The sequence below is a fragment of the Spirosoma fluviale genome (assembly GCF_900230225.1).
In the GTDB taxonomy this organism is placed as follows: domain Bacteria; phylum Bacteroidota; class Bacteroidia; order Cytophagales; family Spirosomataceae; genus Spirosoma; species Spirosoma fluviale.
The window spans coordinates 1,331,921-1,350,623 of record NZ_OCNH01000002.1 but is presented as its reverse complement, the minus strand read 5'-3'; the positions used below and the strand labels follow the sequence as shown (position 1 = coordinate 1,350,623).

Genomic DNA, 18,703 nt, shown 5'->3' with positions numbered 1-18,703 from the left:
AGACAGTACAAATTCCTAGCAGATTATGCTCTCAATGACTACTTCCTATCATCCGTCAGGGTCGCTCCAAAAAGGCTATCCGGCACCCTTGTATTCGCCCTGGTTTCAGTCGTTCACCAGTCAGCGGGCCGTTTACCGGCTACTGCGGCATGGTTGGGTGTGGGATGCACGTCATTGTTTGCCATCTGGCGATACATCATCCACGTTTAACCCATCAACTACCCCTTAAGGCTTATTGCCAGACCATGCACAACGCAGTATCCCGCTTTTATTTTTCAGCCCCGCAGAGGCCTTCATCATTCTCCCTGCAACGATTTTTAGATCAACCATTATGAAGCAACTCCTACAAACCTGCTGGCCGCCAGTAATCAACTACCTCAGGTGGTTTTTGGCGGCTCTCTATCGCGTCGAGCCCAGTTTGCCGACGCTGCAACCGCTGAAAACTCATGCGGAGGCTCCTTCATTTCCAAAGCGAGGCTACTGGCCGGTGCGACAGAAATGGGGTGAAAACTCGCAGGAAACAAGAGGCCCCTCAGGTTCGGATAAACCACGAACACAGCTTTTCGGTCAAGGATTTATCAATACCCCTGTCAACAACGCAAAACGGTTGGTGATGGGTATCCTGACGGTGCTGCTGGCGAGTGGACTGTATACCGCGAACGGACAGGGTACACTTTGTACGTCCCCAATTACCTACACGCTGCTCACGGGCGAAACCTATACGGTAACTGCCTCGCCTGGACTAACTAACTACCAGTGGTTTAAGAATGGGGCGCCTATTGGTGGGGCGGTATCGGCCGCATACATCGTCAACTCGGTCGGTACCTACACCTGGACGGCAAAAGATGCCGCCGGATGTGCCGCCACGGAATGCTGCCCGATTGACTTTATCCAGGGTAACTGTACTCCACCAACGCCAACCATTACCGTATCACCGGCAATCATTTGCGCAGGCAGCAGTAGTAACCTTAGTGTATCGGGTTGTACACCCGGATTCATCACTTGGAGCACCAGCATCAACGAAACGGGGACTTCCATCACCGTTACGCCTGCCGTAACGACACTGTACACCGTCACCTGCACCAACCCGCTCGACGCTACCTGTAAAGGGCAAGCCTACCAGTTGGTAACGGTTCAACCCAAACCAAACTTTGCTGTAACCAACGCAACCATCTGCGTGGGCGAAACAGCTCAGCTACTGGCAACGGGTTGCAACGGGGTGGTTAGCTGGAATACCGGTGCCACTGGGGTTACACTCTCAGTAAGCCCAACCGCGACCACGTCCTACGTCGCTACCTGCGCTGACCCCGTTTGCGTGGTCCCTCCCGTTACGGCTACCGTAACGGTTAACCCATTACCGGTGCTTACGGTTACTCCGCCCAAAACGATTTGCGATGGTACATCGGTACAACTCAATGTAACATCCAGTCTTCCGGTTTCTACGTATACCTGGAGTGGCGGACCACTTAGTAACCTGAACATCGCCAACCCGATCGCGACACCAGCCGGTTCGCTACAGGAGAATAAGCTGTACAACTACGTCGTGCTGGTTACCAGTACCAGTGGTTGCTCGGCTACGGCGGTCGCTCAGATTACGGTAACACCGAGTCTGCGGGTCGACGCTGGCAAAGATCAAACGATCTGCCAGAACACAACCGCTACACTGGCGGCTACCGCGAACCTGACAAGCGGTGGGGCCAACGGTACGGTCTCGATAACCTGGAGTGAAGACGCAGGTAACCCCAGCAGTGGGAACAACCTGGCGGCAACAACCGGCAACTCGGTTTCGACCAGAGCCCTGGCTCCGGGTGTCTACAAGTTCATCGCCACCGCTACCCAGGTGAGCCCCGATGGCGCTACACCCTGCGTAATTACGGATGTTGTTCAGATCACTGTTCTGAGAGCGCCCGTCTTTACCATCAGGACAACGCCCGTTGCCGGTGGAACCGCTGGTCAGATCTGTAACAACAATACACAGACCCTGAGCCTGGCGGCTACACTGGACCCCGCAACCCCGGCGGCTGCTACCTTCACCTGGACATCGACGGACGATCCAACCCTGGCGTTCCTGAGCTGCTCGTCCTGCGCCAACCCAACACTGAAGGTACCTGCCACCTATACGGGGGCAACGTTGACCTACTCAGTGAAGGCCAGCGTAACCGGCGACAACAACATCGAATGTAGCTCGACGCAAACGGTAACGATTACGATCAAGCAGGCACCTGTTCTGACCATCATCACGCCGAAGATTATCTGCGATGGCTCGTCGGTGCAGCTGAATGTCGATTCGAATAAGCCAGTAGCCTCCTATGAGTGGACAGGTTCAGCTCTATCGAGCCTGACCATCAAGAGCCCGGTTGCTTCTCCAGCGGGTTCCGCTCAGGGAAACAAAGACTATGTCTATACGGTGAAAGTGACCGATGCCGATGGTTGTTCGACCGAAGCATCGACCCAGATTACCGTAACGCCAAGTCTGACGGTTTTCGCGGGCAGCGATATAACGATTTGCGAAAGTTCGGCTACGCCTTTAACGGCTACGACGAACCTGATGAATAGTGCAACCAATGGTACGGTTACCGTTACCTGGAGTGAAGCTGCTACGAACCCCAGCAGTGGGAACAATCTGGCGGCAACAACCGGCTACACGGTAAACACCAGAGCCCTGGCTCCGGGTGTCTACAAATTCATTGCTACCGCTACGCAGGTAAGCCCGAACGGCATCAGCAACTGTGTTAAGACCGATGAAGTACAGATTACGGTGATCAAAACACCAAGCTTCACGATCCGGCCAACATCGACCCAGATCTGTAACAACAGTACACAGACCGTGACGCTGGCTGCTACACTTGATGCATCTACTCCGGCAGCGGCTACGTTCTCCTGGTCGTCGACGGATGATCCAACGCTGGCGTTCCTGAGTTGCTCGTCCTGTACCAACCCAACGTTGACGATTCCGCCAACTTATGGCAACGCAACGATCACGTATACGGCTAAAGCTACGGTAACGGGCGACAACAACATCGAATGTACATCGACCCAAACGGTGACCATCACCGTCAAGCAGTCGCCGGTGTTGACGATCACCCCACCGAGAATTATCTGCGATGGTTCGTCGGTGCAACTGACCGTAACGTCGAACAAGCCTACGGCTACTTATGCCTGGACGGGCTCGGCTCTGTCGAGTTTGGTAATCGCCAATCCGATTGCGGCTCCCGCCGGTTCGCTGCAAGAGAACAAAGACTATATCTACACAGTAAAAGTGACGGATTCGGATGGCTGCTTCACCGAAGCATCGACCCGTATTACCGTGACGCCAAGCCTGACGGTTTTCGCGGGCAGCGATATAACGATTTGCGAACGTTCGACTACGCCTTTAACGGCTACGACGAACCTGATGAATAGTGCAACCAATGGTACGGTTACCGTTACCTGGAGTGAAGCTGCTACGAACCCCAGCAGTGGGAACAATCTGGCGGCAACAACCGGCTACACGGTAAATACCAAAGCACTGGCTCCGGGTGTGTACAAGTTCATCGCCACCGCTACCCAGGTAAGCCCTAACGGCATTACCAACTGCGTTAAAACCGATGAGGTACAGATTACGGTAACTACCGCACCTGTTCTGACGATCAAGCCAACCCGCACCGACATCTGTAGTGATAATACGATGACGGTAACGCTGGCGGCTACGCTCGACAACGCCACACCGGCTCCGGCGAGTGTATTCTGGTCGTCGGTCGATGATCCAACGCTGGCTTACTTAAGCTGTACCAATTGCGCCAATCCGGTGCTGACGGTACCCGTAAGCTATAACAAAGCGACCATCACCTACACGGCCAACGCCATTGTCACGACGGATAACAACCAACAGTGTACGGCTTCGGCTCAGGTGACGATCACGATCAAGAAAGCACCGGTTCTGACGATCAACCCGCCGAAAATTATCTGCGATGGGTCGTCGGTTCAACTGAATGTTGATTCAGATAAGGCAGTAGCTTCTTATGAATGGACCGGTTCCGCCCTGTCGAGCCTGACCATCAAGAGCCCAATCGCGGCTCCGGCTGGTTCGCTACAGGAAAACAAAGTCAATCTGTACACGGTAAAAGTGACCGATACCGATGGCTGTTTTGCTTCGGCAACCACCACGGTAACGGTTACCCCGAGCATTCGGGTGTATGCGGGTGAAGATGTTACCATCTGCGAGCGGACAACGACCCCGCTGTCGGCCACGACCAACCTGCAAACCAGTGCCACCAACGGTACGATCACGGTTGCCTGGACCGAAGACCCTGCGAACCTGAATGTAGGTTCGAACCTGGCGGCTACGGCGGGCTACAATGTAAACACCAGAGCATTAGCTCCGGGTGTGTATAAGTTCTGGGCTACGGTAACGCAGGTGAGCCCGAACGGGTTGACCAATTGTATCAATACCGACTGGGTACAGGTTACAGTAACCCGTAATCCAATAATGACGATTGTACCTACTCAGCCAAACATTTGTCCGCTGAGCCAGGAGACAATTACGCTGGCCGCTAACCTGAGCGGTGGTACGCCCGCAGCGGCTACCATCTACTGGACATCGACCGACGATCCAACGGCGAAGTTCCTGAGCTGTTCCGTTTGTGCCAACCCAACACTGACCGTACCCGCTGGTTATACCGGCAATACGATCACCTATACCGCAACGGCTATTGTTACGGGCGACAATAACATCCAGTGTCCAACAACGGCTACGGTAACGATCATCGTTAATCCCGTACTGAAAGTGGATGCCATTGCCGATGTTACGGTTTGTAACGAATACATTGCCGTTAAGCAGCAACGCAGCACAACGCTGCGCGAGCTGGTGAGTGGAGCACCGGTCAACATCGCTCAGTATAAAATTGAGCCGATGGTGGGTATCACGAACATAGTGGTCAATGGAGCCACGTTATCGTTCGATGTGATGCCATCCAACGAGATCGTTGAATACACCGTTACGCTGAACAGCGCCGAAACCTGCTATGCCAGCACGAAGTTCTTCGGCTACGAGAACCCACGCCCCATTGTTGAATTTACGATGGACAGCTATGTCTGTCTGGGCAGCAAGGCGCAGGTACTGTTCAATGGCAACGCGAAACCAGGTGCCGTTTATACCTGGGATTTTGCGGGTGCCAAAGTAATCTACTCGAACGACAGCAACCCATACGATGGCATTGCCGAAGGTCCTGGTCCCCACGATATTCAGTGGGACAAATACCCTGGCTTTGGCAACACCTATGTGGTATCGCTGACGGTCAATGATGGTGGCTGTACCGACACACGTCGGAAAGACATCCGCATTGAGCGTGGCTACGATGTGGTCTGGAATACGACCAACACATCGGTTTGTAATGGAACGGATGGCAAAATCACGCTGGTAACTGCTTTAGAGAAAGTAACCAACCGGGATGTAACCAACACGCTGGTCTTTACCTGGACCGGACCGAATGGCTTTACCCTGGTGGCGGCTGCTCCACAGGGCGCTAACCTGACCAATCTGGCACCGGGCACGTACCATGTACGGGTCGACAACAGCATTGGTGGTTGCGCTTATGAGTATGACCTGAACATTCTTCGTCCTAAAAATCTGGGATTGAATGCACTGGTTGGCTATAAAGCAACCTGCGGCAAGACCGACGGCGGTATCCACACCGAAGTGGTGGGTGGTACGGCTCCGTACACGTTCTTCTATTACGATGCGGCTGGCGCGTTACTGAGCCAGAACACCGTAAACGATACCCTCGATTATAAGTGGGGCTTACCCGAAGGCAAATACCATGTTAAAGTGGTGGACGCCAACAAGTGTAGCACCGAAGGCGATATCGTTCTGGATAACGCCGGTGGCCCACGGGTAGAGATCGCTCAGATCACCCCGACCCCTTGTGGCGATAATACGGGTAAAGTACAGTTTACCATCTTTGGGGCAGCACCGTTCAGCTACTCGGTTGCATCGGCTAACCCTTACCCAGGTGGTACCATCACGCAGGCAGGTATTCCGGTTACGCTGGAATTCCTCGAAGCGGGCGATTATGTCCTGACGGTACGGGATGCCAATGGTTGCGTAACCGTGAAACGATTTACGGTAGGCGCTCTGGCACCTAACTTTAGCATTGCCGTAACCACAACGCCTGGCGCCTGCCCCTACAATCCAAATGGCAGCGAGAACCCAAAAACGGGTGCTTTCCAGGTAACCAGCCCAATCGGTGCGCAGTATACCTATACCTGGTATGGCATCGATGGAAAACCCTTCACGCCAACGAGCCCAACCAATCCAACCGGATTAGCGACGGGTGTTTACAAGCTGAAGGTTTCCACGAATACGGCCGGTGGTGGCATTTGTACCGACAGTACAATACTGATTCTAAACCCATCGGAAGGGCCCAAACCCGAACTGGTGACGGTGAAGAACCCAACTTGTCCTGACCTCGACAATGGCAGTGTAACCTTCATTGTCAATAAGAATGTGGATCCCGGAACACCGGACAAAAACCGCTTCCCGCTGACAAACATTGGGCCGTATAGCTATACGCTGCGCAATACTGACTCGCAGGATGGCCTGGTTCGTAGCGGCACCGTTGTCGACAACACGAACCTGACGGTTACGGGTCTGGCGAAAGGCACCTATCTGCTCACCATTACGGATCGTAACCTGTGCGTTGGTTATCAAACCTTCCAGGTAACGGACCCTGAGCATTTCGAAGTGCTGGTTGACCGCAATAACCTGGTCGTATGTGATGCCAAAGACGGCAAAGTATGCCTGACCATCAACGGTGGTACCGGCCAGAACTACACGGTGAGCGTATCGCCAACAGTCATTGATCCAACGCCGTTTACGCGGAATGTGACCAACTGTCTGTTTGGCATGGACGCGAACAAAGAGTATATCGTAACCATCCGCGATGCACAGAATTGCTTCGTTAACTTCCCGGTTAGCCTGACGCAGCCTGCGGTATGTTTCGATTGCGATAAGTTCTGCTCGAAAGATGTGGAAGGATACGATATGTCCTGCGACAGCACGAACACGGGCAAAGCACGGATCCGGGTAACGGGCGGTAAAGCACCGTTCAAGTATACCTGGTATAACTCGCTGGGTCAGGTAGTTTCGCAGGTCACCTCGGCTGATTCGGTGAATACCATCGACAAGCTGGTTGCGGGTGTGTATTACATCTCGGTTGTTGATGCGAACAGCTGTACCATTGGTGGATCTGACGGCGGCAAACAGAAAATTTCTGTCGCCATCGGTCAATCGGGTGGTCCAACGGTGGTGATCAACAGCACCACAGCATCGGCTTGTGGCGCTTCTACGGGTGCTATTCGCTTCTCGGTAACGGGCAACAAGCCCTTCACTTACACGCTCACCAAAGTGGGCAGTTCGGTGGAGCTGGCTACGGGCAGCATCATCAACGTACCAAACGCCATTACGCTGGGTAACCTGCTGGCGGCTTCGTACGTGCTGAAAGTGAAGGATAGCAAAGGCTGTGTAACGACCACACTGGTTGACATCCGGTCGGCTACGTTCCCAATGGTGATCAGCTCGACGCTGAAGAAACCAAGTTGCGACGGGTCGGTACTGGGCGAAATCGCCATCAGCCTGAGCCCCTTAGCGGGTCAAACAGCGCCGGGTGGTACGCCAACCTATGTATGGTCGGGACCAAACGGTGTCTTTACACCCGCTATTCCGGAGAAGGCAACGATGTTACCAGCGGGTATCTACAACGTAACGGTTAGCTACAGCAACGGTTGTTCGGAAACAAAAGAAATCATCCTCAACAATGCGGATGGTCCAACGCTATCCGTTACCCAAACCGGTCTGGTAGCCTGTATCGGCACCAACAACGGTTCGATTACCCTGAATGCCAGTGGTAACGGTCAGGCCATCATTGGCTATATCGTGAAAGGCGTTCTGTCGAAACCGTACACCGCTCCGTATCCAACGAGTATCACCAACGAGGTTATCGCTAACCTGGCTGCCGGTGATTACGAAATTGAGGTCATTGGCTTCAACGGTTGTGTATCGAAAGCGATGGTGACGGTGCTGAAACCGGAGGTGCCCATCATCGACATCCAGACAACGGCGGTCAATGATTGCGACATCAACAACGGTACGGCTACGATTAAAGTGGTGAGTGGTGGTAAAGCTCCTTTCCAGATTCGTCTGGTATCGCCAACGGCTACGGCATTTGCTGCCGGTCCCGTTACGTTCAATGCGCTGGCGGGTGGCGACTATGTGGCCGAAGTGAAAGACGCCAATGGCTGTCTGACGCAGTTCCCCTTCACGGTGGCCGACCTGCGTAAGCAGCTTTGCTACGGTAGCATTGGTGACTTCGTCTGGAAAGACAAGAATGATAATGGTAAGCAGGATTCGGGTGAGCCGGGTGTACCGGGTGTAACCGTCGAACTGTGGAAAGCCGTTGGTGGTGCGCCCACAACGAAAGTCAGCTCCACAACGACCAGTGCAGCGGGTAAATACCTGTTCACGGATCTGCTCAAGGACAGCTACATCGTGAAGTTTGTGAAAGGAACCTGGCCAGACAGCTGTCTGATCAGCCCAAAATACAAACAGGCAGGTGTACTCGATAGCTTAAACTCGGATGCTGACCCCACCTCGGGCCTTAGCCCAGTGGTAGCTCTGGACCCAATCAAAGGCGGCTTGTTGAAAAACAACCCAACGATTGATATGGCGCTCTACATCCCGACCAGTACGCTGGGTGATTTTGTCTGGAAAGATAAAAACGACAACGGACGGCAGGATTCGGGTGAGCCCGGTGTGAAAGACGTGAAAGTGATTCTGTGGTCGGCAACGGCCAGCGGTGCACCGAACGCTAAACTGGACTCGACCACAACTGACCTGACGGGTAAGTACCTGTTCACGAAATTGAACAAAGGCGATTATCTGGTACAGTTCGTACCATCGAGCCTGCCCGATAGCTGTGTTATCTCGAAGAAAGATAACTGGACGGGTGTTGCCGATGATTTCGATTCGGATGCCAACCCAATCACGGGCGTATCGCAGGTGGTTAGTCTGGACCCTTACCAAACGGGTCTGTTGAAAGACAACCTCACCGTTGATGCCGCTCTGGTGTATGCCAAAGGTTCGATTGGTGATTATGTCTGGAAAGATGCCAATAACAATGGTCTACAGGACTTGAACGAAGTCGGCGTGAAGAATGTGGTCGTCGAACTCTACAAAGTAGTTCGTGGTCAACTGGTTGCACCAGCCTTCGCGACTATGTCGACGGATGTGAACGGTAAGTACCTGTTCCCGAACCTCGACACGGGCGATTACCAGGTTAAGTTTGTGGCCAGCACATTCCCATCGGACTGCCAGCCTAGCCTCAAGCCAAACACCGGCAACGATGATACGATTGACAGCGATGCCGATCCAATCTCGGGTCTGAGCCCAATTATCCCGATCAATCCTTACCAGGGTCCGGGCCTGTTGCGCGATAACCTGACCGTTGATGCGGGTCTGTATACGCCAAAACTAGGGTCTATCGGCGATTACGTCTGGAAAGACACCAACGACAATGGCATCCAGGATGCCGGTGAAGTCGGTGTAAAAGATGTACAGGTTGAACTCTACAAAGCCGTAAATGGTCAGCCACAGGGCAGTGCATTGCGGATTGCGTCGACGGATATCAGCGGTAAGTACCTGTTTGATCTGTTACCGAAAGGGGATTACCTGGTGAAATTTGTGAGCACCAGCTTCCCAGCCAACTGTTCGATCAGCACTCGGCCAAATGCGGGTACCGACGACGCGAAAGACAGCGATGCCGACCCAATCACGGGCCTGTCTCAGGTCGTGACGCTGGATCCCGAGCAAGGTGGTCTGCTCCAGAACAATCCAACTATCGACGCCGGTCTGTACAACACAGCCATCGGTTCGATTGGCGACTACGTCTGGAAGGACACCAACGACAACGGCATCCAGGATGCTACCGAAGTAGGTGTAGCCAACGTACAGGTTGAACTCTACGCAGCCGTGAACGGTCAGCCTTCGGGCGCGGCTCTCAAGGTTGTTTCAACCGACGTGAACGGTAAGTATCTGTTCGATCAACTAAGCAAGGGTACGTATTTAGTACGCTTCGTTGGTAGCTCGTTCCCGGCCAACTGCGCTATCAGCACCCGGCCACGGTCAGGTACCGATACCAGCAAAGACAGCGATGCTGATCCAATCTCGGGTCTGTCTCAAGTCATCACGCTGGACCCCGTACAGGGCGGTATCCTGAAAGACAACCCAACCATCGACGCCGGTCTGTACAACACAGCCATCGGTTCGATTGGCGACTACGTCTGGAAGGACACTAACGACAACGGCATCCAGGATGCTACTGAAGCGGGCGTGAAAGATGTCCTCGTTGAGTTGTATGCCTCGGTGAACGGCCAGCCTCAGGGCAGCGCCATCCGCACCGTGACCACCGACATCAACGGTAAGTACCTCTTCGACAAACTGCCCAAGGGTGACTATCTGGTGAAGTTTGTGAGCACCAGTTTCCCCGCCAACTGCGCCATCAGCACCCGGCCACGGTCAGGTACCGATACCAGCAAGGACAGCGATGCCGATCCGACCTCGGGTCTCTCGCGGGTGATCAACCTGGATCCGCTGGATCCGGCCAAGAAGGACATCCTCACCATCGACGCCGGTCTGTACAACACAGCCACAGGTTCGATTGGCGACTACGTCTGGAAGGACACCAACGACAACGGCATCCAGGATGCTACCGAGGTAGGTGTAGCTAACGTACAGGTCGAGTTGTTCGCTGCGGTGAATGGTCAGCCTCAGGGCAGCGCCATCCGCACCGTGTCAACCGACGTGAACGGTAAGTACCTGTTCGACAAACTACCGAAGGGCACCTATCTGGTACGCTTCATTGGTAGCTCGTTCCCGGCCAACTGCGCCATCAGCACCCGGCCACGGTCAGGTACCGATACCAGCAAAGACAGCGATGCTGATCCAATCACGGGTCTCTCGCAGGTCATCACGCTGGATCCAGTGCAGGGCGGCATTCTCCAGAACAACCCAACCATCGACGCCGGTCTGTACAACACAGCCACGGGTTCGATTGGCGACTATGTCTGGAAAGACACCAACGACAACGGCATCCAGGATGCTACCGAAGCGGGTGTGAAAGATGTACTCGTTGAGTTGTATGCCTCGGTGAACGGCCAGCCTTCCGGCAGCGCCATCCGCACCGCGACCACCGACATCAACGGTAAGTACCTCTTCGACAAACTGCCTAAGGGTGACTACCTGGTGAAGTTCATCAGCACCACCTTCCCGGCTAACTGCGCGATCAGCACCCGGCCACGGTCAGGTACCGATACCAGCAAAGACAGCGACGCCGATCCGACCACGGGTCTCTCGCGGGTGATCAGCCTGGATCCGCTGGATCCGGCCAAGAAGGACATCCTCACCATCGACGCGGGTCTGTATAACACAGCCATCGGTTCGATTGGCGACTACGTCTGGAAAGACACCAACGACAACGGTATCCAGGATGCCGGTGAAGCAGGTGTAGCCAACGTACAGGTTGAACTCTACGCAGCCGTGAACGGTCAGCCTTCGGGCGCGGCTCTCAAGGTTGTCTCAACCGACGCAAGCGGTAAGTACCTCTTCGACAAGTTGAACAAGGGTGATTATCTGGTACGTTTCATTGGTAGCTCGTTCCCGGCCAACTGTGCCATCAGCACCCGGCCACGGTCAGGTACCGATACCAGCAAAGACAGCGATGCCGATCCGACCTCGGGTCTGTCTCAAGTCATCACGCTGGACCCAGTGCAGGGCGGTATCCTGAAAGACAACCCAACCATCGACGCCGGTCTGTACAACACAGCCACGGGTTCGATTGGTGACTATGTCTGGAAGGACACCAACGACAACGGCATCCAGGATGCTACCGAAGCGGGTGTGAAAGATGTACTCGTTGAGTTGTATGCCTCGGTGAACGGCCAGCCTTCCGGCAGCGCCATCCGCACCGCGACCACCGACATCAACGGTAAGTACCTCTTCGACAAACTGCCTAAGGGTGACTACCTGGTGAAGTTCATCAGCACCACCTTCCCGGCTAACTGCGCGATCAGCACCCGACCACGGTCAGGTACCGATACCAGCAAAGACAGCGATGCCGATCCAACCTCGGGTCTCTCGCGGGTGATCGTGCTCGACCCAATCCAGGGTGGTATTCTCAAGGACAACCTCACCATCGACGCCGGTCTGTATAACACAGCCATCGGTTCGATTGGCGACTACGTCTGGAAGGACACCAACGACAACGGCATCCAGGATGCCACCGAGGTAGGTGTAGCTAACGTACAGGTTGAACTCTATGCAGCCGTGAACGGTCTGCCACAGGGTGCAGCCATCAAGGTTGTCTCAACCGACGCAAGCGGTAAGTACCTCTTCGACAAGTTGAACAAGGGTGACTATCTGGTACGCTTCATTGGTAGCTCGTTCCCGGCCAACTGTGCCATCAGCACCCGGCCACGGTCGGGTACCGATACCAGCAAAGACAGCGATGCTGATCCAACCTCGGGTCTGTCTCAAGTCATCACGCTGGACCCCGTACAGGGTGGTATCCTGAAAGACAACCCAACCATCGACGCCGGTCTGTATAACACAGCCACAGGTTCGATTGGCGACTACGTCTGGAAGGACACTAACGACAACGGCATCCAGGATGCTACTGAAGCGGGTGTAGCCAACGTACAGGTTGAACTTTACGCGGCCGTTGGTGGACAACCACAGGGCAGTGCCTTGCGGGTGGCCTCGACCGACGTGAACGGTAAGTACCTGTTCGATAAATTACCGAAAGGTGATTATCTGGTACGCTTCATCGGTAGCTCGTTCCCGGCTAACTGTTCGATCAGCACCCGGCCACGGTCAGGTACCGATACGGGCAAAGACAGCGATGCTGATCCGACCTCGGGTCTCTCGCAGGTCATCACGCTGGACCCAATTCAGGGCGGTATTTTGAAAGACAACCTCACCATCGACGCCGGTCTGTACAACACGGCCACGGGTTCGATCGGCGACTTAGTCTGGAAAGATATCAACAACAACGGCTTGCAGGATGCAGGTGAGATTGGCGTGAAGAATGTACTGATCGAGTTGTATGCTGCGGTGAATGGTCAGCCTCAGGGCAGTGCCATCCGCACAGTAACGACCGATACGCTCGGACGCTACCTGTTCGATAAACTACCGAAAGGCGACTACCTCGTGAAGTTCGTAGCCAGCTCGTTCCCGGCTAACTGTGCCATCAGCACCAAGCCGAACGTAGGCACGGACAATACGAAGGATAGCGATGCCAACCCGGCTACCGGTTTCTCGCAGGTGATTACGCTGGACCCCGTAAAAGGCGGCATTCTCCAGAACAACCCAACGATTGACGCTGGCTTGTATAATCCGCAGGTGCCACTGGGTACACTGGGTGATTATGTCTGGAAGGATACCAATGATAACGGCATCCAGGATGTAGCTGAAACAGGTGTGCAGGGTGTTACCGTCGAATTGTATACAGTGGCCTCAACGGGTACGCTGACGAAGGTAGCCTCAACGATTACGGACGTAAATGGTCTGTATCTGTTCACGAACCTGGCCAAGAATACCTATCGTGTACGCTTTGTTCCGACCTCGCTTCCTGCCAACTGCCTGTTGTCAAGCAAGGCGAATGTATTGGGCGACGACAACAAAGACAGCGATGCGGACCCAGTTACAGGGTACACAGGTGATGTAAATATCGATCCGATCCTCGGAGGAAACTTCCAGGATAACCGCACGGTCGACGCCGGTCTGGTAAACAAACCAACAGGCTCGATTGGTGACTTCGTCTGGAAAGATGCGAACAACAACGGTGTTCAGGATGCTTCTGAAGTGGGCGTGAAAGATGTACAGGTTGAACTGTACGCTGCGGTAAATGGTCAGCCTTCCGGCTCGGCTATTAAAACCACCACGACGGATGCTGCCGGCAAGTACCTGTTCGATAAGCTTCCAAAAGGAGATTACGTCGTACGCTTCGTAACCAGCACCTTACCGGCCAACTGTGCCCTCAGCACCAAGCCGCGTTCGGGTACGGATACAACGAAGGATAGTGATGCCAACCCGACTACCGGCTTTACGCCAGTGATCAGCATCGATCCGGATGTACCATCCAAGAAAGATAACCTGACGGTCGACGCGGGTCTGTATACGACCAACAGCGGCTCACTGGGTGACTTTGTCTGGAAGGATGCGAACAACAACGGCTTGCAGGATGCTGGTGAGCCAGGTGCGAAGGATGTGAAAGTTGAACTGTATACGGTTTCGTCGACAGGCAGCGTTTCACTGGTTGCTTCGACAACGACCGATGCTTCGGGTAAATACATCTTCAACAACTTGTCGAAGGGTAGCTACCGGGTGAAGGTCGTGGCAAGCAGTCTGCCTGCTGAATGTGCGATCTCGCCAAAACAGAATACTGGTTCTGACGATAGCAAAGACAGCGACGTCGACCCAACGACTGGCTTTACGGATGATGTAGTCATTGATCCAAATGACCCAACCCGGAAGGACATCACGACGGTTGACATTGGTTTACTGCCTTGTACGGCGGATGCCGGTACCTTGCTGGCCAATGCGCCTGGTTGTTTGACCACGGGTGGTTCACTGACGATCTCGGCAACGATGACCACAGCCCCATCTGTTCCTGCCGGTTACAAGGTACTGTATGTACTGACATCCGGTTCGAACCTGGTGATCCGGTCAACGAGTACGCAGCCTAAGTTTGTTGTGAACGCAACGGGTCTGTATACGATTCACACGCTGGTTTACACCGACAACGCGGCCAATCCGAATTACCTGGATCTGTCCGTAATTGTACCGGGTACCACCACGGGTGCTGATGTACTGAATCTGATTGCTACCCGCAAACTGTGTGCGGCTCTCGATGCCGCCGGTGCTCCGGTAACGGTTAGCTCCTGCCAGTTGGGATCTATCGGAAACTATGTCTGGAAAGATGCCAACAACAACGGCTTGCAGGATGTGAGCGAAAAAGGTGTTGGCAACGTAACAGTTCAACTGTTTGCTGCTTCGGCTGGTCAGCCGGTTGGAACTGCTCTGGCAACGACGAAGACAGACTCCCTCGGTTACTACCTCTTCGGAGGCATATCGAAAGGCACGTACCTTGTCAAGTTTGTGTCAAGCTCCTTCCCATCGGGTTGCGCGTTGAGCCTGAAACCAAACACAGGCACCAACGATGAGATCGATAGCGATGCGGACTTCAATACAGGTCTGACGCAGGAGATCATTATTGATCCGGCCGTTGGTGGTATCCTGAAGGATAACCTGACGATTGATGCAGGCTTGTACTTCAATTGCGCAACGATGGTTCCGCCAATTAGCGGCAGCAACAAAACGATCTGCCAGGGCGCGGCTATTCCCGCACTGACGGTAACGGTTCTGCCGGGTATGACAGCCAACTGGTATGCAACCCCGACTGGTGGTACGCTACTGGCAACCGGGCTGAGCTATCAGCCAACGGTAGCTGGAACCTACTACGCGGAAGCGGTCGATCCATCGACAGGTTGTAAGAGCACCACACGGGCAGCCGTAACGCTGATCGTGAAGGAGCAGCCAGTACTGACGTTGAATGTTAGCAGCACGCTGGTAACCGCCGGAAGTTCTGTAACACTGACCGCTTTAGGTTGTTCGGAAACGATTCGCTGGTCGACGGGTGCAAGCACCATGTCTATCATCGTACAGCCAGCCAACGCCACAAACACCTACAGTGCTACCTGTACCGTAGGAACGAGTTGCTCGGCAACGGCTTCGGTAATTGTAACAACGCAGCCTTCGGTAAGTCTGGTGGTAACGTCGGCAACGATTTGCTCAGGCAACAGCGCTACGCTGACAGCCAGTGGTTGTGTGGGTACAGTGACCTGGAATACGGGTACAACGGGCACCAGCCTGGTAACCCCAATCCTGACGGCCAGCACCACATACACCGCCATCTGCGCAACAACAGGAGGCAGCTCTGTGTCGGCCACCGGTACAGTGACCGTAACGTCACCGCCTGTGGTAAGCCTGCAAGCCAGCAACACGCTGGTAACGGCGGGCACACCGGTAACGCTCTCTGCGCTGGGTTGTGTGGGTAACCTGACCTGGTCAACGGGTGCAACGGGTGCCACCATCACCGTAACGCCGATGAACGTGACCAATGTCTACTCCGCAACGTGTGCGTCGGCTTCAGGCTGTATCGCAACAGCTTCGGTAGTGATCGTGACCCAGCAGACGCCAGGCAATCTGGTGGTAACCTCGGCAACGGTTTGCTCGGGCAACAGCGCTACGCTGACAGCCAGTGGTTGTACGGGTACAGTGACCTGGAGTACGGGCGCAACGGGCACCAGCCTGGTAACCCCTGCTCTGACCGCTAGCACCAGCTACACGGCCATCTGCGTAACAACGGCAGGCAGCTTCGTATCGGCCACCGGTACAGTGACCGTCGTGTCACAACCTGTGGTGAGCCTGCAAGCCAGCAGTACGCTGGTAACGGCGGGCACACCGGTAACGCTATCTGCACTGGGTTGTGTGGGTAACCTGACCTGGTCAACGGGTGCGACGAGTGCGAATATCACCGTCACGCCGATGAACGCGACCAACGTCTACTCCGTAACCTGCTCTTCAGCTCCAGGCTGTATCGCAACGGCTTCTGTAGTGATCGTGACCCAGCAGACTCCAGGAAATCTGGTCGTCACTTCGGCAACGATTTGCTCGGGCACCAGCGCTACGCTGACAGCCAGTGGTTGTGTGGGTACGGTAAGTTGGAATACGGGTGCAACCGGCACCAGCCTGGTAACCCCAGTTCTGACGGCCAGCACCACGTACACCGCTATCTGTACAACAACGGCAGGCAGCTTCGCGTCGGCCACCGGTACAGTAACCGTCGTGTCACAACCTGTGGTTAGCCTACAAGCCAGCAGCACGCTGGTAACGGCGGGCACACCGGTAACGCTATCTGCGCTGGGTTGCGTAGGCAACTTAAGCTGGTCGACAGGGGCGACGAGCGCCAACATCACCGTCATGCCGATGAACGCGACTAACGTCTACTCCGTAACCTGCTCTTCAGCCCCAGGCTGTTCAGCAACGGCTTCGGTGACTATCGTTACGACGCAACCTCCAGTAAGTCTGGTGGTAACATCAGCAACGGTTTGCTCGGGCACCAGCGCTACGCTGACAGCCAGTGGTTGTGTGGGTACAGTGACTTGGAGTACGGGCGCAACGGGCACCAGCCTGGTAACCCCTGCTCTGACGGCCAGCACCAGCTACACGGCCATCTGCGTAACAACGGCAGGCAGCTTCGTATCGGCTACCGGTACAGTGACCGTGACGCCGAAACCTGTGGTTAGCCTACAGGCTAGCAGCACGCTGGTAACGGCGGGCACACCGGTAACGCTCTCTGCACTGGGTTGTGTAGGTAACCTGACCTGGTCAACGGGTGCGACGAGTGCCAACATCACTGTCACGCCAATGAACGCGACCAACGTCTACTCCGTAACCTGCTCTTCAGCCCCAGGCTGTTCGGCAACGGCTTCGGTAGTGATCGTGACCCAGTCGACTCCGGTTAACATCGTTGTCACTTCTACTACGATCTGCGCCGGTAACACGGGTACGTTGTTCGCCAGTGGTTGTGTTGGTGAGATAAGCTGGAATACCGGTGCAACCGGCAGCACGTTAGTAACGCCGGTACTCACAGCTACAACGAGCTACACGGCAACGTGTACAACCTCGACCGGCAGCACAGCTTCGGCGGTGGGCACGGTAACGGTTCTGCCTGTATCGCCGGTAACGGTAACGGCTTCCAGCCTGACGGTAACGGCAGCCAGTGCGGTAACGCTAACGGCTACGGGTTGCACGAATGGCAGCCTCAAGTGGTCAGAAGGTGGTCAGACATCGTCTGTGATCATGGTACAGCCTACGCAGGCAACCACGCTCTACTCGGTTAGCTGCACAGCGGCTTCGGGATGTGTGTCACAAGGTTCGATTACGATCTACCGTGTGGATGTGCCGCAGCCTAAACTGGTACTGGAGAAATATGTCGATCGCTCCAGAGCGCAGATCAACGATGTACTTACCTACAAGGTGATCATTCGGAACACCGGTACGGGTGCAGCCAACGACGTGGTCGTTCTGGATTCGCTGGATTCGGGTCTACAGTACGTAGCAGGTTCAGCTACGACGTCGGCAGGTAGCTTCGCTCCGACCAACTTCGGTGGTCGCTGGACAATTCCTCAGGTATCTCCTGGCAGCAGTGCAACACTGACGCTAAGTGCCCGGGTAATGACCGGTGGTGTGATCTACAACGTAGCGAGTATTCCAGGTGATACGAAGCGGGTATGCACAACCATTCCGATGGAACTGTGTGCCGGTGAACAGATCATGGCGACGGCACCTGGTGGCCGTACGGACTTGAAATGGTATCGCAACGGTGTGCTGGTAGGTAGTGGTGCTCAACTGGTGATTACGGAGCCAGGCATGTATACGGTGCAAACCGTAGCCGGTGCCTGTCCGAACAACCAGTGCTGCCCACTGGAGGTCATTGCCAGTACAAACTGCTGTCCTGTCAAGATCTGTGTACCATTTGTAGTTAAACAAACCAAGCGGGTTAAGCGCATCGGCGACCCTCGCTAGTCTGATTAACGGATTTGATTGATC

General features: G+C 54.7%; 2 protein-coding genes. Both read left to right on the top strand.

Annotated features, from left to right (window positions below; translation table 11 throughout):
• Window positions 1–34: 34 nt before the first annotated feature.
• The gene (locus CRO74_RS31325; RefSeq protein ID WP_144035930.1) at window positions 35–229 is read left to right on the top strand and encodes a hypothetical protein; all 195 of its coding nucleotides are present in this window, start codon (window positions 35–37) and stop codon (window positions 227–229) included.
• 102 nt (window positions 230–331) lie between these two features.
• On the top strand, window positions 332–18,679 hold the full coding sequence (locus tag CRO74_RS15990) for an SdrD B-like domain-containing protein (RefSeq protein WP_097127015.1): 18,348 nt from the start codon (window positions 332–334) through the stop codon (window positions 18,677–18,679).
• Window positions 18,680–18,703: the final 24 nt, after the last annotated feature.